This is a genomic window from Propionivibrio soli (assembly GCF_025770765.1).
In the GTDB taxonomy this organism is placed as follows: Bacteria; Pseudomonadota; Gammaproteobacteria; order Burkholderiales; family Rhodocyclaceae; genus Propionivibrio; species Propionivibrio soli.
In genome coordinates this window covers 1-21,074 of the sequence record NZ_JANZKY010000020.1, presented here as the reverse complement: position 1 = coordinate 21,074, position 21,074 = coordinate 1, and the positions used below count along the sequence as shown (strand labels likewise).

The following is a 21,074-nucleotide window of genomic DNA, read 5'->3' as shown; positions in this document are numbered from 1 at the left end:
CGCAAGCCGGCCAGCTACGCCACAATCGTTTATGATTGACCCTTGACCCGTGATTGATCCGTGATTGCGCGACACAACAAAACCATGAACTCCAGCAGTCATCGTCGTTGTTCCGGCTTCCCGACAAATCGTTTCCGGGACCCTTTCCGTATCGCCGCTACCGGCGCCACGATCATCCTGACCGCTTTGACGCTGACCGTCGCCGGCTGCGGCAAATCATCGGAAAAAACCCGTTCGCCGGTCAGCAGCGAAGAGCCCCTCCCCGTTGCAGTATCGGAGTTGGCACAGGCCGCGACTCAAGGCGATCTTGCCCAAATCAAAACGCTGCTCGAATCGGGCGCCGACCTAAACGTACGTGATGCGTTAGGACGCACGCCGCTGCATATGGCCGCGTTTTACGGCCGTCCGAAGACGACCGCTTTATTGCTTTCCGGTGGAGCCGATATCAACGCGAAGGATCGCGTGGGAATGACGCCGCTCCACGCCGCTGTCCTCTCAGGGGGGCGGCAGGAAGTCGAGCTGTTGCTTGAAAAGAAAGCCGATATAAACGCCAAGTCGGATTCCGGCCAGACAGCCCTTCACCTTGCCGCGGCAACCGGCCAACCAAAACTCTCGAAAATGTTGATCGACCGCGGCGCAGACCCGGCGAGCAAGGACGCCGACGGCAAGATGCCGCTCTTCTACGCCATACAGAATCGGCACCCGCAGACGACGGCGGTGCTCAAACCTTACACGCCGAAGGAATAGGGCACGCTCCGCGTGACGGCGGAAGCGATTACGCTGACATCACATCCCCTCGCCGCCGCGGATAAGTCCCACGGCGATACCCTCTATCTCCAGAGACTGCTCGCGCGTATCGACGACTATCGGCGCGAAGTCGGGATTCTCAGCGATCAGTTCGACGACGCGGCCGTGCTGACGATAGCGCTTGACGGTCACCTCATCGTCCAGGCGGGCAACCACGATTTGCCCGTTGTGCGCCTCGCTCGTGCGATGCACGGCAAGGAGATCACCGTCGAAGATGCCAGCATTGATCATCGACAGGCCTCGCACGCGCAAGAGGAAATCCGCCCGCGGGGTAAACAGGCTTGCGTCGAGCGCATAGCGCCGTTGCACGTTTTCCACCGCCAGGATCGGGCTACCCGCCGCCACGCTGCCGACGAGCGGCAACCCAAGCTGCTCAACCAGGCGAATGCCGCGCGCCGATCCAGGTTCGAGCACGATGACGCCCTTCTTTGCCAGCGCCTTTAGATGCTCCTCGGCCGCGTTGTGCGACGCAAAGCCGAATGCGTTCGCAATTTCCGCGCGTGTTGGCGGTGCGCCGAGGACTTCGACAGTATTACGGATGAAGTCGAGAATTTCTCGCTGACGTGGCGTTAGCTTGTTCATCGGGCTTCCTTTCTGTTGCTGTATTTTTATACAGCAACAGAAAATAATCAAGGCACTATGGCCCACGGGGCGTTTGAGGCGTAAGCCTACTTTTTCCAAATGCGCTCGCGCGCAGTGGCATTGGATAATGGTTGTCTTGGCAATCGAGGATCTTTTCTGCTTTACTGGCCTTCATGAGCGATGTCTTCCAGTTTCTGACGACCGACGACCTGCGCCTGTTGGCAGAAAAGGCGAAGCGGGTTACGCACCTTGCGGGAGAAATTGTCCTCGGCGAAGGACGCGAGACGCGCGGCATTTACGTGATTCGCTCGGGCCGGGTGAGAGTCGAAAAACGTTCCGGCAAGACGCCCTACCTCGTCACCGCTCTCGCGCCCGGCGAAGTGTTCGGAGAAGTTTCTTTCGTCGATGGCCAACCGGCGAGCGCTACCGTGATTGCGACGGAACCTTCGGAAATCGACGTACTCGAAAAGGCCGATGTCCTGTCCTTGCTAGTTTCCGTTCCTGGGTTGGCAAGCCGCTTCTACCAGTCCGTCGCACTCAAGCTCGCTGAACGGTTGCGCGCCACCACCGACAATCTCGCCGGTCTGTAGCCCCTCGCCGTGACGGCAGCCGCGAGAGATTCATTGACCTTGGCGTGGCATCTTTCTTAGGATGCCGTTCCGGGCGGCATGCCGACCGAGACCATTCCCTTATTCCCCGACCCCTTTTTCAAGGCGCTCCATGCAACGCGAATCAATGCAGTACGACGTCGTGATCGTCGGCGGCGGTCCCGCCGGATTATCCGCCGCGATCCAGCTCAGGCAACTCGCCAGCAGCAACGACAGGGAAGTCACCGTCTGCCTGATCGAGAAGGCCGCCGAGATCGGCGGCCATATCCTGTCGGGCGCCGTCTTCGATACCCGCGCGCTCTCCGAACTAATACCCGATTGGTCAGCAAAGGAAGTACCGATCGGCGCACCGGTGAGCGAGGATCGTTTCCTGATGCTCGACCAACATGGCGCGTCGCGGATTCCGGAATGGTTATTGCCGAAGTGTTTTCAGAACGAGGGAAACTTCGTTCTCAGTCTGGCAAGCCTCTGCCGCTGGCTCGGCCAACAAGCAGAAGAATTGGGTGTCGAAATATATCCGGGGTTCGCCGGCGCCGAAGTACTCTTCAACGACGATGGATCGGTCAAAGGCGTCGCCACGGGCGACATGGGTCGCCTCAAGGACGGTAGCGAGGGGCCGACGTTTCAGCCGGGAATGGAATTGCATGCCCGCTACACCCTTTTTGCTGAGGGCTGTCGAGGCAACCTCGGGCGGCAACTCGAGGAGCGGTTCAATTTGCGCGAGGGCATCGATCCGCAGGTCTATGGAATCGGCATCAAGGAATTGTGGGAAGTCGACGCCGCAAAGAATCTGCCCGGTCTGGTCATGCACACGGCCGGATGGCCACTCGACGCCGCGACCTACGGCGGAGGCTTCATGTACCACATGCAGGACAAGCTCGTTTCCGTAGGGCTTGTCGTTGGCCTCGGCTATAGCAATCCTTTCCTCTCTCCTTTCGAGGAATTCCAGCGCCTCAAGACGCATCCCGCACTGCGCGTGTTTCTTGAAGGCGGCAAGCGCGTGGCCTACGGTGCCCGTGCTATCACGGCAGGCGGACTGCAGTCGTTGCCCAAGCTGGTTTTTCCTGGTGGCGCGCTGATCGGCGACGACGCCGGGTTCCTCAACGCAGCGCGCATCAAAGGTTCCCATTGCGCGATCAAGTCGGGAATGCTCGCGGCCGAGGCTTGTTTCGAGGCCGTCGCGTCCGGTCGCCAAGCGGATAAACTATCGCGCTATCCGGAGTCGTTCCGGGCGAGTTGGCTCTTTGACGAGTTGTACAAAGCGAGAAACTTCAAGCCGTGGATGGCCAAAGGGCTCTATGTTGGCAGCGCGATGTTCGGCGTTGATCAGATGCTCTTCGGCGGTAAAGCGCCATGGACCCTGCAACACAAAACCCCCGACCATCTCAAACTGAAAAAAGCCGCCCATAGTCGCCCGATCGATTATCCGAAGCCCGACGGCGTACTCACCTTCGATCGCCCGTCGTCAGTCTATCTATCGAACACTAACCATGAAGAGAACCAGCCGTGCCACTTGACGCTCAAGGATGCTTCGGTACCGGTGAACGTCAATCTGGCGCTCTACGACGCTCCCGAACAGCGCTATTGCCCGGCCGCGGTCTACGAGATCGTGCGCGAGGGGCCTGAAGCCGCGCCGCGGCTACAAATCAACGCGCAGAATTGTGTGCACTGCAAAACTTGCGATATCAAGGACCCGACGCAGAATATCGTCTGGGTCGTCCCTCAAGGCGGGGACGGCCCGAACTATCCCAATATGTAGTCCTCTGAAACGCTCCGGGTCGATCCCCGGGGCGCAGTCGGCCGAATCAGATCAGCTGTCCAGCGCGATCACGATCGAATAGATTTCGTCGCCCGATGCGGCGATGACTTCGCTCACCGTCGTCTGGTCGAGGCCGAGGCTCGCTGCGCTCTCGGACGCCGGCACGGCGCGCGGATCGAGTTCGTCGAACGGGTCGCGACGCGGTGATAAAGCGGCGGCCACGAACAGGACATCGCCCGCATTAGCCAAAGGCAGCGTGCCGCTAAAGCGACGTGATGACATGACCGCGTCCACAACGGTCGACGGCAGATCGAGTTCGTTCAAGACCATCGCTGCCGCACGATCCGCCAAGTCATTGATCGTCTCGGCGAGCATCGTCTGGTCTTCAAGCAGGGCTGGATACTCGGCCGCCCGTGCCAGCAGGTAGAAGCGACCCAGGTCGCGCACGACACCGGCGAACATGACTTCGTCGGCATTGAGCCGAGTGAGTTTGCGTGCCAGCACGTACGACAACGCGGCCACGTGAACACTGCGTTCCCACAACCGGTTGGAAAGCTCGCGGCAGCCGCTGTGTCGTTGTGTCTGGCGCAACTGATCCATGATCAACGTCATGGCCAGCGCCTTGATCGGCTCCATGCCCACACGGACAACGGCTTGGCGTACATCGCGGACGACCAGGTTGCTTGGGTTGAGGGCGACGGAATTGGCCAGACGGATTACCTTCGCCGACAGCAGGGGTTCGGCAACGACGATCTTCGCCAGATCCGCCATTCCGATGTCCGGATTCTCCACCGCCTTGAGCACTCGGCGGCTGGCATCCAGGCTCGTCGGGAAACTCAGTTCGCCGATCGAAGCCGAACTCACTACGCGGCGCAGCGCTTCGGCGGCTTCATATACGGTTTGACCCACGCGATGCCTCCAGGAACGGAAATTCAGTACGCATTCTAAACGCTTGCCGGAATGCGGGACAAGGAGACGGCAGCGCAAAAAAAACCGAGGCCAACGGAGGCGGGGTCTTTCCCCGGCCCAATGTGCCTTCTCTTACAAAGCGGCTGTCAGCGCCGGGACCACATCGAACAGGTCCCCCACCAGCCCATAGTCGGCAATCTGGAAGATCGGCGCCTCGGGGTCCTTGTTGATGGCCACGATGACCCGGCTATCCTGCATCCCTGCCACGTGCTGGATGGCGCCCGATATGCCAACGGCAATATACAATTCGGGCGCGACCACTTTGCCGGTCTGGCCCACCTGATAGTCGTTGGGGGCGAATCCCGAATCGACGGCCGCGCGCGAGGCCCCCAGCGCCGCACCAAGTTTGTCAGCCAGTGGTTCAAGCAAGGCGTGATAGTTTTCACCGCTGCCGAGCCCACGACCGCCACAGACAACCACCTTCGCCGTAGCCAGTTCAGGGCGCGAGGATGAGGTCAGCTCACGACCGATAAGCCGGCTGACGCCAACATCCGCCGCCGGTTCCAGCGTTTCGACCAGTGCATGGCCGCCTTCGCCCGCAGCTGGAAACGCCGTCGTACGAATAGTCAGCACCTTCACCGGGTCGGCAGACTGCACCGTCGTCAACACGTTGCCGGCATAGGTGAACCGATCGAAGGTATCCGGCGTCTTGACACCCACGATCTCGGAAATCTGCGCCACGTCGAGCAACGCGGCAACGCGGGGCATGAGGTTCTTTCCGGCCGTCGTCGCGGCGGAGAGGATGTGCGTAAACCCTTGAGCGCGGGCGGCAACTAGAACGGCGAGGTTTTCCGGCAGATGATTGCCGTAATGGGGAGCGTCAACGAGCAGAACCTTGGCGACGCCATCGATTGTCGCTGCCGTTTCCGCCACGGCACCGCACCCCGCCCCGGCAACGAGCAGATGAATGTCGCCTCCGATCTGAGCCGCGGCGGTAACGGCATTGAGCGTCGCGGATTTGAGTGCCGCGTTGTCGTGTTCGGCAATTACGAGAATGCTCATGTCAAATCACCCTGGCTTCGTTCTTTAGTTTCTCGACCAACTCCGCAGCGCTGCTCACTTTTATGCCGGCCGCACGTTTGGGCGGCTCCGCGACTTTCAGTGTTCTCAGTCGCGGTGTGATGTCGACGCCGAGCGCTTCGGGAGTCACAACGTCGAGGGACTTCTTTTTCGCTTTCATAATGTTCGGCAGCGTTGCATAGCGCGGTTCGTTGAGCCGCAAGTCAGCGGTCACAACGGCGGGCAGCGCGATTTCGACCGTCTCCGTGCCGCCGTCGATCTCACGCGTAACGGTGGCTTTGTTGCCCGCCACAGCAACCTTCGAGGCAAACGCGGCTTGTGCCCAGCCCATCAGTGCAGCCAGCATCTGGCCCGTCTGGTTGGCGTCGTCGTCAATGGCCTGCTTGCCGCACAGCACGATCTGCGGCTGTTCCTTCTGGCATATGGCTTTAAGCAGTTTAGCCACGGCGAGCGGCTGCAGCTCGGCGTCGGTCTGAATCAGAATGGCGCGATCCGCGCCGAGTGCCATGGCGGTCCGCAGGGTTTCCTGACAATTCACAACACCTACCGAGACGGCAATCACTTCCGTCGCCACGCCGGCTTCCTTGAGGCGGACGGCCTCTTCAACGGCGATTTCGTCGAACGGGTTCATCGACATTTTGACGTTGGCGGTATCGACGCCGGAACCGTCAGCCTTGACACGCACCTTGACGTTGTAATCAACGACGCGCTTGACGGGAACGAGGACTTTCAAATCACATCTCCTTTAACTTGACGCATGCGCCCCCTTCGAGTGCGCAACCCCGCATTCGGTTCTGAGCCAGTAGTTTGACAATGAAGAGAAGCCGACAGGACAATCGGCTTTGTTCCGAGGCACGCCGGAGAATACGGATCGTCAGAAGGCCTGTCAAACCGTGCTCTCAGCGTTTTTCGTTGTGTTGAAGGAGGCTCTGAAGCCCACTGGGCCTCGACGCAGCGGCCAGCGGTCACGTCCCGAAATGGAATATTCGCGTCCGAAATGGAAAAATGGGTAGTCTGCTCCAAGGGTTTCGGCCAAAGGAACGCATCCTCGCACTCGCAGTAGCCCTCGCTGTTGTCGGTGCCTGTACCGCCGACCTCGTCGTATCGTTGTCTCGCGCAAGCGAGAAGGCAGCAGGCGCCGAGGCGAAAGGAATGGCTTCCAATGGAGGCCGGATCATTTTGCTCACCCCGTCCGACATGGCGCAGCTACGCCGCGCCGCGAACGGCGCCATGAACAAACCGCCCGATCCGCTTCCCGTCGTCCATGTCGAAGGAGTCCTGCCCACCACGGCCGAATACCGACGGGCGAACGAGTCAAAGCGTGATTGGACTCGGATCTCGGAACTTGCGGCAGCGTTCGCAGCCACCAACGAACGCCGTTACGCCGAGCGCGCTGGCCAATACCTGACGGCATGGCTGGATACCTACCGGATCAGTGGCAACCCGATCGATGAGACTGGACTCAGCGAATGGCTACTCGCCGACCATCTTATCGGACCTACCCTCGAAGCCGGACTTCGCGCCCGTCTGCGCAATTTCGCCTGCACAATGTCGCAGCGATATTTGCAACCGCAGCCGGCTAACCGCAAGACGTCGACAAACAACTGGCAAAGCCATCGCGTCAAGTTGGCGGTCATGGGCGCTCTCGTCTGTGGCGATAACGAGCGCATCGCCGTTGCGATGGCCGCGTTCAAGGAGCAAATAACGCGGAACCTGCGGCCAAACGGCGAATCGATCGACTTTGACGAACGCGACGCCATCCACTATGTGGTCTATAGCATCGAGCCTCTCCTTGAAGCGGCCTTATTCGCACAGCACGATGGCCAAGCCTTGTTTGGCGTTGCCGGGCCGGAAGGCCAGAGCCTGACTCGCACGCTGGCATGGCTTGAGCCGTATGCGAGGGGCGAAAAGACACATGAGGAGTTCGCCCACTCCACCGTCCGCTTCGACGCCGAACGCGCGGCGGCTGGGGTTTCGGGATTCAAAGGCCCGTTCTCGGCCGAAAGAGCGAGTCTGGCTTTTTGGCTGGCATCTCGGCTGGACCAGCGCTGGGAGGAAACGAGCCGCCATATCGGCCTGCCGCCGACGAACCGTCGTGCACCTTGGGAACTCCTGCAATGAGAGCACTCGAACTCAGCGTTCCTCCACCCGTCATCGTCGTGGGATGTGCGCTTACGATGTGGTGGACCGCCGACTTTTTTCCCGGTTACATCCACCCGGTTCCGGGACAATCCGTCATCGTAAGTGCGCTGATTGCGGTCGCCGGCATTTTTGGCGTTGGCGCCGTGCTCTCCTTCCGCCGATTGCGTACCACAATCAATCCACACCACCCCGAATCAGCCACCGCGTTCGTGACCGACGGCGTCTATCGCTTCAGCCGCAATCCGATGTATCTCGCGCTGCTGCTGATCCTCGTTGCATGGGCGGTCCGTTTGCAGCACCTGCTCGCGGGACTCGGTCCCATTTTCTTCGTGTTTTATATCAGCCGTTTCCAAATTGCTCCCGAGGAAAGGGCTCTGGCCGCCAAATTCGGGCCGGAATACGACAGCTACATGAGGAAAGTGCGCCGCTGGCTGTAACTACCTCGCCGGACTGGCGCTCGTGTCTCGGGCCCCGTTCAGTGAGAACCCGACGAAAAGATACACTTACAGCCGGCGTTGCGATATGACGGGTTCGGATTAAGATGAGCATATGTATGATCGAGAACCCGCTGAATGCGTTTTGTCGACCCGGATCGATATGCTGCACTGAAAGCCACGGGCAAGCTGCCTTCCCCGAAAGGCGTCGCGTTGTCCATCATTCGTCTTCTGCAGCGCGACGACTTCCGGATCGCTGACCTCGTACAACTCGTCCAATCCGACCCGGCAATCGCCGGACGCATCCTCTACTTCGCCAATGCGGCCGCGTTCGGCCGCTCGCGACCGATGGTCTCACTGCCCCGCGCGATCGTCGCACTCGGCTCGTTCCGGGTACGCGACCTCGTCATCGGCCTATCCGTGATGCACAGTCATCGCAGCGGCCAATGCCCCGCTTTTGACTACGACGCTTTTTGGGGCCATTCGCTGGCCACCGGGATCGCCTGCCAGGAACTTGCCCATTTCGCCCAGATTCCGAGTGAAGAGATCTTTACCATCGGGTTGCTCGCCCGCGTAGGCGAACTCGCGCTGGCGGCGATTTTCCCGGAGGAGTATTCCGCGCTGCTGACTGAAGCGCGCGAACGCAACATCGAGATCGGCGGTCTCGAACAGGAGCGTTTTTCGCTCGACCACCGGGAACTGGCAGCGACGATGCTGCAGGAGTGGGGCCTGCCCGATGTGCTCATCCAGGCGGCATTTCACCACGAGAACCCCGACGCGGCGGGCTTTGCGGACGGTTCACGCGTGCTGACCCTAACCCATTCGTTGAGTTTCGCGAGTGCCCTCGCCCATATCTGCATGGTTGACGAGGAATCCCGCTGGAGTCTTTTGCCCAGTTTGCTCGCCCGCGCGGCACGTCTCGGTATCAGCGGCGATACCTTGAACGAGATGGTCGACCGCACCGTCAAACGGTGGCGCGAATGGGGAAGCAAGCTGCAGGTGCGTACGCAGGACATCCCTCCGTTTGCCGAAATTCTCGCGGCAAGCCCACCGTTGCGGCGCATGGGAGTGGGCCCGGACAACGAGAACCGGCGCGTTCGCCCGCCAAGCCTCAACGTACAGCTGATTGGCATCCACGCGTCCGACCTAAATCCGCTGATGCAGCAGATCGACAGCCTGGGACACCAGCCGGTGCTTGTCGACGACACCCCGGACGGGCTCAAGCAAGCGCTGCGCCGCCCGGCGCAGATCATCATCGCCGACATGTCGATGCCGGGTTTCAAGCCGGCCGATTTTTGCAAGACATTGCGCCGCACGCCGCTCGGCAAGGACGGATACATCCTCCTCTTGGCCGCGCCGGAAGACGAAGACCGTATCCCGGACGTGCTTACTGCCGGGGCCGACGACGTTTTGATCAAACCCGTCAACCTGCAAGCCTTGCGCGTGCACCTCAACACCGCCGGCCGCATGCTGATGCTGCGTGAGGAAATTCACCGCGAGCGCCTGGGCGTGCTGCGTTCGACCGACGAATTCGCTTCGGCCCAGAAACGCTTGCTACAGGACGCGCTAACCGACACGCTGACGCAACTGCCCAACCGGCGCAATGGCCTCGACTTCCTCGCGTCGGAATGGCGCTTCACGCAGACCAGCGGCTCCCCGCTCGCCTGCCTGATGCTCGACATCGACCACTTCAAGCGTATCAACGACACCTACGGCCACGCGGCGGGCGACGAGATCCTTCGGCAACTGGCCGAGATCCTGCGCGGTACGTCGCGTTCGGAAGACATGGTGTTTCGTTACGGCGGCGAAGAGTTCGCCGCCATCCTCACCAATGCCAATGTGCGCATCGCCACTCAGATCGGCGAACGCATCCGCGGCATCGTGGAGAAAACCGATTTCCGTTGGCAGGATCAAAGCATCTCGGTCACGCTGAGCGTCGGTGTGGCGGTTTCAACGGGGACGGAAGAAGACAGCCAGGACCTTATCCAGGCGGCAGACAACGCGCTCTACCAAGCGAAGCAGACCGGCCGAAATCGCGTCGTCGCGGCTCGTTAGGCCGTATCCGGTTCTCTCGCGAGGTTGGGAACCGGCAGGTCCTTAACCCCGGTTGCCGCGTTCATCGAGCCGCTTATCCGGTTCAACCACGCGCACCGATTCGCCCTCAATGATGTCGCCACCAGCTTGCGGCCCGGACGTTTGGCCTGTCTTGAAATCACCGCCAGACGACATGCCACGCGCCGCCTCCATCTGTTCGCGGAGCGCTTTGCGCACTGCCCGCGTCTTCCACCAGAAGTAAAGCCAGAAACCGAGACCGGCGACGGCAACGACAGCAAAAACGACGAGCGAAAACATGAAGGCCGCGCCAAGCGCGAGCACGCCAACGATCACGGCGACAACCTGGGCAATCACCCCCTGCGGACCGCCGCGACGCGGATCAAAGTTGGTATTCATCTTCGGTTCCTGCGCCAGCCATCGCCATGTCGACCGCCCGACGCGAGAGGTGTGAGGCAAACAACTCGATGAAATCGTATTCGTACTGGCGGATATACGTTCCGCGCCTCAGCCCGATGCGCGTTGTGTTAGAGCCGAACAGATGGCCAACGTCCATGGCCTGCAATCCGGCATCGCGGGCCGGATCGTACGCCATGCTCGCGATGATTCCGAGACCAAGACCGAGCGTGACGTAGGTCTTGATTACGTCCGCATCGATCGCCGTGAGAACGATGTTCGGCGTCAGTTCGGCCCGATCGAATGCGTGGTTGATCCGTGACCGCCCGGCGAACTGCGGGTCGTAGGTAATCAACGGCCAGTGCGCAAGCGTCGCCAGCGAGAGCGATTTCTCAGCGAGGATCGGGTGGCCCTCAGGCGCGACGACGCTGTGCCCCCATTGGTAGCAAGGGAGCATGACGAGTTGGGGATACTGGTCGAGGGCTTCGGTGGCGATGGCAATGTTCGCTTCGCCATTGACCGTCCACTCGGCGATCTGCGTCGGGCTCCCTTGATGCATCTGCAATTGCACCCTCCGATGACGCTCCATGAAGCTTTTGACCACCGTCGGCAGCGCGTAGCGGGCCTGTGTGTGCGTCGTGGCAATCACCAGGCTACCGGAATCGCCGCCGGCGTATTCCTCGCCCACGCGCTTGATGTTGTCCGCCTCGTTGAGGATGCGCTCGGCGATCTCCAGCACGCGTCGGCCCGGCTCGGTGACCGCCGTAAGCCGTTTTCCCGAGCGCTCGAAGACGATCACACCCAACTCGTCCTCAAGGAGCTTGATCTGTTTCGAGACCCCCGGTTGCGACGTGTAAAGCGCCTCCGCGGCCTCCGAGACGTTGAGGCCCCGGCGGGCGACTTCGACGAGGTATTTGAGCTGCCGCAGTTTCATGACGTGAGAGGCAAGCGGGTCAAACCCGGTTTGTTATAAATAACTAGCAGTTCTAACAATCTAACCCGATATTCTTTTTCGAGCAAGAGACGGCTGTTAGCATGAATTCCAACTTCAGACCCGGTTCCCCATGGACTACCTCTACACCCTCTCTGGCTTCGTCGTCGGTGGCATCGTCGGACTTACCGGCGTTGGCGGCGGCTCACTGATGACGCCGCTGCTGGTACTGCTGTTCGGCGTCCATCCGGCGACGGCGGTCGGCACCGACCTGCTTTATGCAGCGGTCACCAAGGCCGGGGGCACGATGGTACACGCGAGGAAGCGTCACGTCGATTGGCGTATTACTGGCTTGCTCGCCGCAGGCAGCCTGCCGGCTTCCGCCCTGACCATCTGGACGATCTCGCATTTGCCGAAACAGAGCCCCGAGGTCACTAATCTCATCTCAGTCTCACTCGGAGTCGCTCTTCTGCTGACGGCCGTGGCGATCATCTTCCGCCAAAAACTAATAGGTTATGCCTTGAGCCATGCGGATGATGCGGCGCATACGCAATTCCGGGCACCCATCACCGTCGCCATTGGGACGCTCCTCGGCGTTCTGGTTTCGATCTCCTCGGTCGGCGCCGGAGCGCTCGGTGTTGCCGTCCTCTTTTTCCTTTACCCACGTTTCCCGGCCATCCGAATCGTGGGTAGCGACCTCGCTCACGCCGTACCGCTCACCCTGGTCGCCGGCATCGGGCATTGGCTCATCGGGAGCGTCGATCTCTCATTGCTCGCCAGCCTGTTGCTCGGATCGCTGCCCGGCATCTGGCTGGGCAGCCACGCGGCAGCCAAAGTCCCCGAACGCGTCCTACGCCCGCTGCTCGCCACGATGCTGATGCTCGTCGGCGGAAAGCTGATCGCGGCGTAGCCGTCAAGAAAAAGGAATCTCATGTACCGTTACGACGCCATTGACCAACGCCTGATCGACGAACGGGTCGCGCAATACCGCGGCCAGATCGAACGCAACCTGGCCGGCACGCTCTCCGACGACGAGTTGCGGCCCCTGCGCCTGCAAAACGGGCTCTACATCCAGCGCCATGGGCCGATGCTGCGCATCGCCATCCCCTACGGCCAACTCAACTCGGGCCAGTTGCGCAAGCTCGCCGAGATATCGCGGCGCTACGACAAGAGCTACGGCCACTTCACGACGCGGCAGAACATGCAGCTCAACTGGCCGAAATTCGACGAGACGCCAGAAATCCTCGGCGAGTTGGCAACGGTGCAGATGCACGCGATCCAGACCTCGGGCAACTGCATCCGCAACATCACAACCGACCACTTTGCCGGCATCGCTCCTGACGAGCTCACCGACCCTCGCCCGTACTGCGAGGTCCTGCGCCAGTGGTCAACCTTCCATCCGGAGTTCGCCTTCCTGCCGCGCAAGTTCAAGATTGCCGTCAATGCTGCCGCCGAAGATCGCGCGGTTATCCAAGCGCATGACATCGGGTTCGAAGTGCTCAAGGACGAACACAGCGAAATCGGCGTCAAAGTGTTCGTCGGCGGCGGTCTCGGCCGCACCCCGATACTTGGCAAGGTGGTCCGAGAATTCCTGCCACGACGCCATCTGCTCACCTATCTCGAAGCCATCCTGCGCGTCTACAACCGCTACGGACGGCGCGACAACTTGTATAAGGCGCGCATCAAGATTCTTGTTAATGCGCTGGGCATTGAGGAATTCGCGCGCCAGGTCGAGGCGGAGTGGGCTCACCTGAAAGACGGGCCGGCCACGCTGCCCGACGAGGAATTCGAACGCATCGCGGCGCATTTTGCTCCGCCTCCCTACGAGAAGCTGCCGGGATACGATGCGACGCATGCCGATCGACTGGCACAGGACAAAGCCTTCGCCGCTTGGGCTAAACGTAACGTGCATCCACACCGCGTTCCCGGCTATGCCGCCGTCACTTTGTCACTAAAGAAAACCGGCGTACCGCCTGGGGACATCACCGATGAACAGATGGACGTCGCCGCCGACCTGGCCGATCGCTTCGGTTTCGGGGAGTTGCGTGTTAGCCACGAGCAGAACCTCATCCTGCCCGATATTAGCGAGCGAGATCTCTATGCAATCTGGCAAGTCGCGCGCAAGAACAATCTCGCGACCCCGAACATTGGTCTGCTCACCGACATCATCTGCTGCCCGGGCGGCGATCTATGCGCGCTCGCCAACGCGCGGTCGGTGCCGATCGCCGAAGCCGTGCAGCGCGTCTTCGACGATCTCGACTATCTCTACGACATTGGCGACATCTCGCTCAATATCTCCGGTTGCATGAACTCCTGCGGCCACCATCACGTGGCGGCGATCGGCGTCCTCGGCATCGATAAGAACGGCGAGGAGTGGTATCAGGTGACGATCGGCGGCGAACAGGGCAACCATGCCGCCATCGGCACGGTGATCGGCCCCTCGTTCTCGGCCGTCGACGTACCGGGAGTCGTCGAGGCACTTATCGGCGTGTATCTCGAACAGCGTTCGCCAACCGAACGCTTCATAGATACCGTGCGTCGGCTCGGCATCACGCCATTCAAGGAGCGCGCTTATGCCGGCCGTGAAACACGCCGCCCTGTCGCCAGCGCCGAAAGGAGCGCCACCCATGCCTAAGATCATCAAGCACGAAAGCGTCGTCGACGACGCGTGGGAAGTCTTCAAGCTCGGCGAAGGTGAAATCGCCGAAACGGCTACCCTGCCAGCCGGGCAAGTGCTGTTGCCGCTCGCGGTCTGGAAAGCGCGCAAGGACGAAATTCTTTCGGCGCATGCCGACGATAGGCCGGTCGGTGTCTGGCTCGACAGCAGTGACGGCCCCGAAGCGCTAGCTGGTGATCTCGATCGCTTCGCCGTAATCGGCATCAATTTCCCGAAATTCGCCGATGGCCGCGGTTACTCGACGGCGCGGCTGTTGCGCGAACGCTACGGTTTCAAGGGCGAGATTCGCGCCATTGGCGATGTTCTTCATGACCAGCTCTTTTTCATGAAGCGGTGCGGGATCGACGCATACGCCGTGCGGGCCGACAAGGACATCGAAGCTGCACTTGGCGGATTGCGCCCTTTCAGCGAAAGCTACCAGACCGCCGTCGACCAACCGTACCCGCTCTTCCGCCGGCGTGCCATTTGACGGAGATGACAATGGGCATCATAGACCGGCTCAATCTCGACGACCCGCGGCTGTTGGAATCGCTTACCGGCAAGGTCGAACAAGCGAAGGCTCTACTGAATTCGATCGCCACCGACTATGCGCCCGCGGCGCTGGCCAACAGCCTGAGCGCCGAAGACATGGTGCTCACGGACCTCATCCACATCATCGATGTGCCGATCGAGATTTTCTCGCTCGACACCGGCCGTCTGCCGGCCGAAACCTACGAACTGATGGCCGAGACCGAAACGCGTTACGGCCGCAAGCTTACCTTTTACTACCCGCGTCACGACCTCGTCGAAAGCTACACGCGCGAGCACGGCATCAACGCGTTTTACGAGTCGGTGGAGTTACGCAAAGGATGCTGTTTCGTACGCAAGGTGGAACCGCTGCAACGGGCTTTGGCGGGCAAGAAAGCGTGGATTACTGGCATGCGTGCGCAGCAATCCGCGACCCGTGACGGATTGCCTGTTCAGCAATTCGACGAAGCCCACGGTCTGGAGAAATTCAACCCGCTCGCCGACTGGAGCGAGCGCGAGGTATGGGCATACATCCGACAGAACCGCGTGCCGTATAACGCGCTGCATGACCGCTTCTACCCCAGCATCGGCTGCGCGCCATGTACACGAGCAATCACCCCCGGCGAAGACGTCCGCGCCGGCCGCTGGTGGTGGGAAAACCCCGCCACGAAAGAATGTGGCCTTCATGTGAAGGACGCATTAGGCGGAGTTTCGGCGAAGGCCAACCTCCGCGAAGTGGAGGTTAAGGCATGAAATGCCGGCCGAAGCCAAAACGGGGCGCATAAACAAGCATCGCGCGTACAACCGCCTACCACCAGCAACTCATAACGCAAAGCAGAGCCGACACCACCATGATCCGAGAATCGACCATGACGACCGTAACCCGACACACGCTCACCCATCTCGATTGGCTTGAGTCCGAAGCAATCCACATCATGCGCGAGGTCGCCGGCCAATGCAGCAACCCGGTCCTGCTCTTTTCCGGAGGCAAGGATTCCATCTGCATGTTGCGCATTGCTGAGAAAGCTTTCCGGCCCGGGCGTTTTCCCTTCCCGCTGATGCATATCGACACCGGGCACAATTACAAAGAAGTGATCGACTTCCGCGACCGGCGCGCTGCCGAGCTAGGCGAACGGTTGATCGTACGCTCGGTCGAGGATTCGATGCGGCGCGGAACAGTCGTGCTCAAATCGCCCGATGAATCGCGCAACAAACATCAATCGGTGACGTTGCTCGAAGCGATCGAGGAATTCGGTTTCGACGCCTGTATCGGCGGGGCGCGGCGCGACGAAGAGAAGGCGCGCGCCAAGGAACGCATTTTTTCGTTCCGAGACGAGTTCGGCCAATGGGACCCGAAGAACCAACGGCCGGAGTTATGGGACCTGTATAACGCACGTGCTTTCAAGGGCGAGAACATCCGCGTCTTCCCCATCTCCAACTGGACCGAATTCGACGTCTGGCAATACATCGAACGCGAGAAGCTGGAACTGCCATCGATCTATTACGCCCACACGCGCCCAGTGGTACGTAAAGCCGGCGGCCTATTGCCGGTAACTGAAGTGACCCCGGCCAAACCGGGCGACACGGTCGAACACATGAAGGTCCGCTTCCGTACCGTCGGTGACATCACCTGTACAGCGCCCGTGGAATCCGATGCCGACACGATCGCCAAGATTATTGCCGAAACGGCGACAACGACGATCACCGAACGCGGCGCCACGCGCCTGGATGACCAGACGTCCGAAGCGTCCATGGAACAACGCAAGAAGGAAGGGTATTTCTAATGTCAGCGATTGAACCGATTCCGCCCATCGACCACGGCTTGCTGCGCTTTCTCACCTGCGGCAGTGTCGATGACGGCAAGAGCACGCTGATCGGCCGCCTGCTCTATGACACCAAGGCGATTCTGGCCGACACGCTGAATGCGATCGCGCGCACATCCAAGAAGCGCGGCATGGACGCCATCGACCTCTCGCTGCTCACCGACGGTCTGCAGGCAGAGCGCGAACAAGGGATAACGATCGACGTTGCCTACCGTTACTTCACCACCGGCACGCGCAAGTACATCATCGCCGACGCGCCCGGGCACGAGCAGTACACGCGCAACATGGTAACCGCTGCCTCGACGGCGGACTTGGCCATTATCTTGATCGACGCACGCAAAGGCGTGCTGGCTCAGACGCGCCGGCACTCGTACCTCGCCCACTTGATGACCATCCCGCATCTCGTGGTCGCCATCAACAAGATGGATCTTGTCGATTACGCGCAGGATGTCTTTGACCGCATCAGGGATGATTACCTGGCCTTCGCCTCGCAGATCGGTATCAATGACGTTCGGTTTATTCCGATGTCCGCACTCAATGGCGACATGGTCGTCGAACGCGGCAACCGCCTCGGCTGGTACACCGGGCCAACGCTTGTCGAACTACTCGAAAACGCCACCGCTTCGCACGCCGAACACAACGAGCAGTTTCGCTTCCCGGTGCAATACGTCTGCCGACCGCAGGAATCGGCCAACCCCGAACTGCATGACTACCGAGGCTTCATGGGCCGTGTAGAGTCGGGGTCGATCGGCATCGGCGACGCAGTAACGATCTTGCCCGCGGGGCGGGAAACGCACGTAAAGGACATCCGCATCATCGACCGGTCTCTGCCGCGTGCTTTTGCCGAACAGTCGGTCACGCTTTTGCTCGACGACGAAATCGACATCTCGCGCGGGGACATGATCGTAAAAGCCGGCGAGGCGCCGACCGTCGCCAAGGAGATTGACGCAATGCTCTGCTGGCTCTCCGAGACCCCGCTCGACCCGCGCCGTAAATACCTCGTCCGGCATACTACGCGCGACAGCAAGGCGCTGCTCGGGCGCATCGACTTCCGCGCCGATATCAACACGATGGAGCAGCAGTCGGCCGAACGTCTTGTGATGAACGACATCGCCAAGGTGGGCATCAAGCTCGCGCAGCCGTTGTTCGTCGATCGCTATACCGTCAATCGCGGTACGGGGGCTTTCATCGTCATTGACGAATCGACAAACAACACGGTGGGGGCCGGAATGATTCTCTAATCTTTCTTTCCTGATCTTCGGCCGGGCTCAAAGAGCCCGGCCGATGCCCCTGATAATCCCTTCGTCACCAGAAAAGCGTTACCGCACGCTAGCGTTTTCTTTCAGTCGGTCCAGCGGACTCAACACGCCGCGTCCACCGCGGTTGAGTACGTGAGTGTAAACCATCGTGGTCGACACATCGGAGTGGCCGAGCAACTCCTGCACTGTGCGAATGTCGTGCCCGGACTCAAGCAAATGGGTGGCGAAGCTGTGGCGCAAGGTGTGCGGCGTCGCGGGCTTGGCGATGCCTGCATTGCGCACCGCTTGGCGTATTGCTCGCTGGACAGCTTGATCCTGAACGTGGTGACGGTGTACAGCGCCCGAACGCGGGTCCTCAGAAAGAGAGGCCGAAGGAAAAACGTACTGCCACATCCACTCCCGCCCCGCGTTCGGATATTTGCGTTCGAGCGCATAGGGCAAGTACACCTCGCCGCGCCCGCTCTCAAGGTCGCGACGATGTAATTCGCGTACTCTGAGCAAGTGTTCGCGCAACGCAGAAGCAAGGCTTGATGGAAGCATTGTCACGCGATCCTTCGCTCCCTTCCCGTCTCGCACAAGTATCTCTCCACGCGCAAAGTCCACGTCTTTCACTCGCAGACGCAGCGCCTCCATGACACGCAGCCCGGTCCCGTAGAGCAACCGAATAATCAACGCATGCGTTCCCTGCAGTTGATCGAGGAGCGCTGCCACTTCCTCACGCGTGAGAACAACCGGAAGTCGCTTCGACGTTTTGGCCGATTCCACCTTCTCCAGCCAAGGCAACTCCAGCGCAAGAACCTCCTTGTAAAGGAACAATAGCGCGCTTTTAGCCTGATTCTGAGTCGACGCGGAGACCCGTCCCTGTACCGCCAAATGACTCAAAAACTCCTGGACTTCGTCCGCCCCCATGTCTTTGGGATGGCGCTTGCCAAAATGACGTATAAAACGTCTAATCCAATCCAAATAAGCCTGCTCGGTACGGATGCTGTAGTGCTTCAAGCGAATCCGGCTGCGCACATGATCAAGAAGGCGCGGCGAAGCCTCTTCGACCGATGACGGGTTTGCATACATTTTTGGGCCCCACTAAATTCGACATAAGATCATGATCGAACGTAGTTTATCACCCAAAACCTGTATGTCTGTACAGTTATTTGACGGAAAGTTTTCCGTCATGACGCAAAACTTTCCGTCTTTTAGGATGGCTACTTTACGTTAGCCATTCCCATGAGTAATCAATCACACGCATCGCAATTGGCAAAACAGGCTTTTGATTTTTGGCAAGGCGGCCAAGCAGAAAGGGCCGTGCCTCTTTATCAAGAAGCACTTCGCCTAGCTGACCCTCAGCATCTTGGACTACCTGATTATCATGGGGAGTTTGCTGGTACGCTCTCGACTCTTGGCAGGTATGCGGAAGCGCGAGAGCAATACCAGTTGGCTTTGGCCGTTCAGCGGCAACAAGATCAAGACGAATTCACTTCGGGTGTGGTAGTTGCTCGCCATTTCCTTGCTGAGCATTACCTCCATTGCAATGAGCCGTTGTTGGCACTGGAAACGGTGGAGCCTTCTCTGAAAAATGGAGTCACGCTTGAGTGGCTTTTGAGGTACACCAAGGCCGTATCGCTCAGCGCTCTTGGTCGCCCTGAAGAGGCTTGCGCCGAGGCTGCGCAAGCACTGGAGAAAGCTCCGTCCAAAGAGAAGCGCGAAGAGCTTTCAGTATTATTCTCTGGACATGGAGTGTTTTGATTGTGCAGATGGCTAACCCATCATTCCACCGGACCTGCGCGAAAAGCCGCGCAGTCCGGTGAATTCAAACGTTGGGCGTCTAGACATCGTGCCGCGTAGGAAAAGACTCCGTAGCGTATGCCACAGCATTGCTCACCATGCAGTGAGTGGCTTGTCCTATGTGCATCCTCATGTCTTACGCGCCTGCCGCAGCGCCAGCATTGGGCACATGCAAGTCAATCTACTGGCGGCTGACCCTTGCCCACCTCAGTTTGCTGAAATCGAGCCCTTGAGGTTGTCACTGAAAGGGCTTCGCGAGAAATTCGAGGCCATCTTGGCCGCCGAGGGATTCTCCGTTTCCGACCTCTCTCTTGCCACACTTTGTTTCGCGCCTGACCCGGGCAAGGACGACTATTGCAGCATCTGCCACGCAACGCTCAAGAGCAAAGATCAAGAGCCGGTTGAGTACATCGTCAACTATCTTGAGCAAACGCTAGACGCCCAACCCTGCGGTCAATCGGACCTTGCGCATAAAGCCGCGCAAGGCCGGTTACCTTGAACGTTAGAGCTTTCAGGCCACTATGCCCACACTTCCGATCATGACTAATACTGACTGGCTCACACTTGCACTCGTTGTCATCACAGCGTTCTACGCTTGGGCAACACTCAAGATTCTTCGTGCAAACGAATCCATGGTCTCAGCAATGCGGAACCAACAAAACGCAGCGATGCGCCCCTACATCCTCGTATCAGCTACCGTGAGAACGGGAACACAGCTTTTCTGCCTTTCTATCAAGAACGTGGGCAAGACGGCGGCGCTTAGCCTGAGGCTTTCTTTAGACAAAAGCTTCTATCAACTTGGTGAAAAGCGTGACGAACGTAATATTGCTAACAGTGCGGCATTTTCGCGTGTCATAGACAGTCTGCCGCCCGAGGGACAACTCCTTTTTATTTTGGGCAACGGCCCTTCGCTTTTCGGTGGTTCGAATATCGAAGAGCTTTGCCCGTTGCAGTTTCAAGTTACAGCAAAGTACATGTCAGGCTCCGAGTCGATATCCGAGACTTCGATTGTTGATCTCCGTCCGTACATCAACACGGTTGTTCAGACTGACCCGATAGTCGAGGAGCTTGGAAAGCTGCGTGAAGAATTTGTAAAGCTATCCAAGTCGCTTGATAAAAAGCTCTAACATGGCGCTCAACCTCGCTCCCTTCGGTCGCTGGACGCTGCGCGATAAAGCCGCGCAGCGCCGGTTAGCTCTACGTTGGGCATCATGAGCAGCGAGTCGGACTTGTCGTCGTCTGAAGGCGAAGCAGTACGCATTCCACAGAAGCTTTGGAGCGTGATGGAGCCGCGCCTCAGAGCCTCACTTGACGAACTCGAAAGGT

The 21,074-nt window shown here is 59.6% G+C and carries 22 protein-coding genes; 15 read left to right on the top strand and 7 right to left on the bottom strand.

Annotated features, from left to right (window positions below; all coding sequences use genetic code 11):
• Positions 1–84 precede the first annotated feature (84 nt).
• Complete coding sequence (locus NZ453_RS19990; RefSeq protein WP_263772706.1) at positions 85–747, top strand: ankyrin repeat domain-containing protein; 663 nt, start codon at positions 85–87, stop codon at positions 745–747.
• A 39-nt stretch (positions 748–786) separates the two neighbouring features.
• Here the strand turns inward: NZ453_RS19990 and lexA are convergent, their stop codons facing one another.
• A complete protein-coding gene (lexA, locus tag NZ453_RS19985) occupies positions 787–1,389 on the bottom strand; it encodes a transcriptional repressor LexA (protein WP_263772705.1) in 603 nt (200 codons plus the stop codon).
• A 173-nt stretch (positions 1,390–1,562) separates the two neighbouring features.
• Between lexA and NZ453_RS19980 the strand changes: the two genes are divergently transcribed.
• A complete protein-coding gene (locus NZ453_RS19980) occupies positions 1,563–1,979 on the top strand; it encodes a cyclic nucleotide-binding domain-containing protein (protein ID WP_263772704.1) in 417 nt (138 codons plus the stop codon).
• A 130-nt stretch (positions 1,980–2,109) separates the two neighbouring features.
• Positions 2,110–3,756, top strand: coding sequence for an electron transfer flavoprotein-ubiquinone oxidoreductase (locus NZ453_RS19975; RefSeq protein WP_263772702.1), 1,647 nt, complete (start codon positions 2,110–2,112; stop codon positions 3,754–3,756).
• A 51-nt stretch (positions 3,757–3,807) separates the two neighbouring features.
• On the opposite strand, the gene NZ453_RS19970 is transcribed toward NZ453_RS19975, so the two are convergent.
• The 3 genes from NZ453_RS19970 to NZ453_RS19960 all read right to left on the bottom strand — a co-directional run bounded on the left by NZ453_RS19970 (position 3,808) and on the right by NZ453_RS19960 (position 6,478).
• Complete coding sequence (locus tag NZ453_RS19970) at positions 3,808–4,665, bottom strand: HDOD domain-containing protein (RefSeq protein WP_263772701.1); 858 nt, start codon at positions 4,663–4,665, stop codon at positions 3,808–3,810.
• 132 nt (positions 4,666–4,797) lie between these two features.
• Positions 4,798–5,727 carry an electron transfer flavoprotein subunit alpha/FixB family protein gene (locus NZ453_RS19965; RefSeq protein ID WP_263772700.1) on the bottom strand — a complete coding sequence of 310 codons (930 nt, stop codon included), beginning with the start codon at positions 5,725–5,727 and terminating at the stop codon, positions 4,798–4,800.
• Between the two features lies 1 nt (position 5,728).
• Entirely contained in the window at positions 5,729–6,478 is a 750-nt protein-coding gene (locus tag NZ453_RS19960) for an electron transfer flavoprotein subunit beta/FixA family protein (protein WP_263772699.1), read from the bottom strand.
• A gap of 272 nt (positions 6,479–6,750) precedes the next feature.
• Here NZ453_RS19960 and NZ453_RS19955 point away from each other — a divergent pair, with 272 nt between their 5' ends.
• From NZ453_RS19955 to NZ453_RS19945, 3 genes are all read left to right on the top strand, one after another.
• Positions 6,751–7,866 carry an alginate lyase family protein gene (locus tag NZ453_RS19955; protein WP_263772698.1) on the top strand — a complete coding sequence of 372 codons (1,116 nt, stop codon included), beginning with the start codon at positions 6,751–6,753 and terminating at the stop codon, positions 7,864–7,866.
• Positions 7,863–8,324 (top strand): methyltransferase family protein, encoded by a 462-nt coding sequence (locus tag NZ453_RS19950; RefSeq protein WP_263772697.1) that lies wholly within the window; start codon positions 7,863–7,865, stop codon positions 8,322–8,324. The genes NZ453_RS19955 and NZ453_RS19950 overlap by 4 nt, the downstream gene beginning before the upstream one ends.
• A gap of 135 nt (positions 8,325–8,459) precedes the next feature.
• The gene (locus NZ453_RS19945; RefSeq protein WP_263772696.1) at positions 8,460–10,376 is read left to right on the top strand and encodes a diguanylate cyclase; all 1,917 of its coding nucleotides are present in this window, start codon (positions 8,460–8,462) and stop codon (positions 10,374–10,376) included.
• 42 nt (positions 10,377–10,418) lie between these two features.
• Here NZ453_RS19945 and NZ453_RS19940 read toward each other — a convergent pair whose 3' ends face one another.
• Positions 10,419–10,772 carry a hypothetical protein gene (locus tag NZ453_RS19940; protein WP_263772694.1) on the bottom strand — a complete coding sequence of 118 codons (354 nt, stop codon included), beginning with the start codon at positions 10,770–10,772 and terminating at the stop codon, positions 10,419–10,421.
• The gene (cysB, locus tag NZ453_RS19935; protein ID WP_263772693.1) at positions 10,756–11,703 is read right to left on the bottom strand and encodes an HTH-type transcriptional regulator CysB; all 948 of its coding nucleotides are present in this window, start codon (positions 11,701–11,703) and stop codon (positions 10,756–10,758) included. The genes NZ453_RS19940 and cysB overlap by 17 nt, the downstream gene beginning before the upstream one ends.
• A gap of 130 nt (positions 11,704–11,833) precedes the next feature.
• Between cysB and NZ453_RS19930 the strand changes: the two genes are divergently transcribed.
• From NZ453_RS19930 to cysN, 6 genes are all read left to right on the top strand, one after another.
• On the top strand, positions 11,834–12,610 hold the full coding sequence (locus NZ453_RS19930; RefSeq protein WP_263772692.1) for a sulfite exporter TauE/SafE family protein: 777 nt from the start codon (positions 11,834–11,836) through the stop codon (positions 12,608–12,610).
• A 21-nt stretch (positions 12,611–12,631) separates the two neighbouring features.
• The gene (locus NZ453_RS19925; RefSeq protein ID WP_263772691.1) at positions 12,632–14,335 is read left to right on the top strand and encodes a nitrite/sulfite reductase; all 1,704 of its coding nucleotides are present in this window, start codon (positions 12,632–12,634) and stop codon (positions 14,333–14,335) included.
• Positions 14,328–14,846 carry a DUF934 domain-containing protein gene (locus tag NZ453_RS19920; protein WP_263772690.1) on the top strand — a complete coding sequence of 173 codons (519 nt, stop codon included), beginning with the start codon at positions 14,328–14,330 and terminating at the stop codon, positions 14,844–14,846. The genes NZ453_RS19925 and NZ453_RS19920 overlap by 8 nt, the downstream gene beginning before the upstream one ends.
• A gap of 11 nt (positions 14,847–14,857) precedes the next feature.
• The gene (locus NZ453_RS19915) at positions 14,858–15,637 is read left to right on the top strand and encodes a phosphoadenylyl-sulfate reductase (RefSeq protein WP_263772689.1); all 780 of its coding nucleotides are present in this window, start codon (positions 14,858–14,860) and stop codon (positions 15,635–15,637) included.
• Positions 15,638–15,753: 116 nt separating this feature from the next.
• Positions 15,754–16,668: a sulfate adenylyltransferase subunit CysD gene (gene cysD, locus NZ453_RS19910; RefSeq protein ID WP_263772688.1), complete on the top strand. Its 915-nt coding sequence runs from the start codon at positions 15,754–15,756 to the stop codon at positions 16,666–16,668.
• A complete protein-coding gene (gene cysN, locus NZ453_RS19905) occupies positions 16,668–17,948 on the top strand; it encodes a sulfate adenylyltransferase subunit CysN (protein ID WP_263772686.1) in 1,281 nt (426 codons plus the stop codon). Before cysD ends, cysN begins: the two co-directional genes overlap by 1 nt.
• 78 nt (positions 17,949–18,026) lie before the next feature.
• Here the strand turns inward: cysN and NZ453_RS19900 are convergent, their stop codons facing one another.
• A complete protein-coding gene (locus NZ453_RS19900; protein WP_263772684.1) occupies positions 18,027–19,037 on the bottom strand; it encodes an integron integrase in 1,011 nt (336 codons plus the stop codon).
• A gap of 153 nt (positions 19,038–19,190) precedes the next feature.
• Between NZ453_RS19900 and NZ453_RS19895 the strand changes: the two genes are divergently transcribed.
• The 3 genes from NZ453_RS19895 to NZ453_RS19885 all read left to right on the top strand — a co-directional run bounded on the left by NZ453_RS19895 (position 19,191) and on the right by NZ453_RS19885 (position 20,875).
• Positions 19,191–19,709 (top strand): tetratricopeptide repeat protein, encoded by a 519-nt coding sequence (locus NZ453_RS19895; RefSeq protein WP_263772683.1) that lies wholly within the window; start codon positions 19,191–19,193, stop codon positions 19,707–19,709.
• Positions 19,710–19,917: 208 nt separating this feature from the next.
• Entirely contained in the window at positions 19,918–20,247 is a 330-nt protein-coding gene (locus NZ453_RS19890; RefSeq protein ID WP_263772682.1) for a hypothetical protein, read from the top strand.
• 40 nt (positions 20,248–20,287) lie between these two features.
• Positions 20,288–20,875, top strand: a complete 588-nt coding sequence (locus NZ453_RS19885) for a hypothetical protein (protein WP_263772681.1) — start codon at positions 20,288–20,290, stop codon at positions 20,873–20,875.
• Positions 20,876–21,074 lie beyond the last annotated feature (199 nt).

Bases quoted from the DNA above. Each gene is read 5' to 3' on its own strand.
- NZ453_RS19990 (WP_263772706.1), top strand. From the start codon at position 85: ATGAACTCCAGCAGTCATCGTCGTTGTTCCGGCTTCCCGACAAATCGT.
- lexA (WP_263772705.1), bottom strand. From the start codon at position 1,389: ATGAACAAGCTAACGCCACGTCAGCGAGAAATTCTCGACTTCATCCGT.
- NZ453_RS19980 (WP_263772704.1), top strand. From the start codon at position 1,563: ATGAGCGATGTCTTCCAGTTTCTGACGACCGACGACCTGCGCCTGTTG.
- NZ453_RS19975 (WP_263772702.1), top strand. From the start codon at position 2,110: ATGCAACGCGAATCAATGCAGTACGACGTCGTGATCGTCGGCGGCGGT.
- NZ453_RS19965 (WP_263772700.1), bottom strand. From the start codon at position 5,727: ATGAGCATTCTCGTAATTGCCGAACACGACAACGCGGCACTCAAATCC.
- NZ453_RS19955 (WP_263772698.1), top strand. From the start codon at position 6,751: ATGGGTAGTCTGCTCCAAGGGTTTCGGCCAAAGGAACGCATCCTCGCA.
- NZ453_RS19950 (WP_263772697.1), top strand. From the start codon at position 7,863: ATGAGAGCACTCGAACTCAGCGTTCCTCCACCCGTCATCGTCGTGGGA.
- NZ453_RS19945 (WP_263772696.1), top strand. From the start codon at position 8,460: ATGCGTTTTGTCGACCCGGATCGATATGCTGCACTGAAAGCCACGGGC.
- NZ453_RS19940 (WP_263772694.1), bottom strand. From the start codon at position 10,772: ATGAATACCAACTTTGATCCGCGTCGCGGCGGTCCGCAGGGGGTGATT.
- cysB (WP_263772693.1), bottom strand. From the start codon at position 11,703: ATGAAACTGCGGCAGCTCAAATACCTCGTCGAAGTCGCCCGCCGGGGC.
- NZ453_RS19930 (WP_263772692.1), top strand. From the start codon at position 11,834: ATGGACTACCTCTACACCCTCTCTGGCTTCGTCGTCGGTGGCATCGTC.
- NZ453_RS19925 (WP_263772691.1), top strand. From the start codon at position 12,632: ATGTACCGTTACGACGCCATTGACCAACGCCTGATCGACGAACGGGTC.
- NZ453_RS19920 (WP_263772690.1), top strand. From the start codon at position 14,328: ATGCCTAAGATCATCAAGCACGAAAGCGTCGTCGACGACGCGTGGGAA.
- NZ453_RS19915 (WP_263772689.1), top strand. From the start codon at position 14,858: ATGGGCATCATAGACCGGCTCAATCTCGACGACCCGCGGCTGTTGGAA.
- cysD (WP_263772688.1), top strand. From the start codon at position 15,754: ATGACGACCGTAACCCGACACACGCTCACCCATCTCGATTGGCTTGAG.
- cysN (WP_263772686.1), top strand. From the start codon at position 16,668: ATGTCAGCGATTGAACCGATTCCGCCCATCGACCACGGCTTGCTGCGC.
- NZ453_RS19900 (WP_263772684.1), bottom strand. From the start codon at position 19,037: ATGTATGCAAACCCGTCATCGGTCGAAGAGGCTTCGCCGCGCCTTCTT.
- NZ453_RS19895 (WP_263772683.1), top strand. From the start codon at position 19,191: ATGAGTAATCAATCACACGCATCGCAATTGGCAAAACAGGCTTTTGAT.
- NZ453_RS19890 (WP_263772682.1), top strand. From the start codon at position 19,918: ATGCAAGTCAATCTACTGGCGGCTGACCCTTGCCCACCTCAGTTTGCT.
- NZ453_RS19885 (WP_263772681.1), top strand. From the start codon at position 20,288: ATGACTAATACTGACTGGCTCACACTTGCACTCGTTGTCATCACAGCG.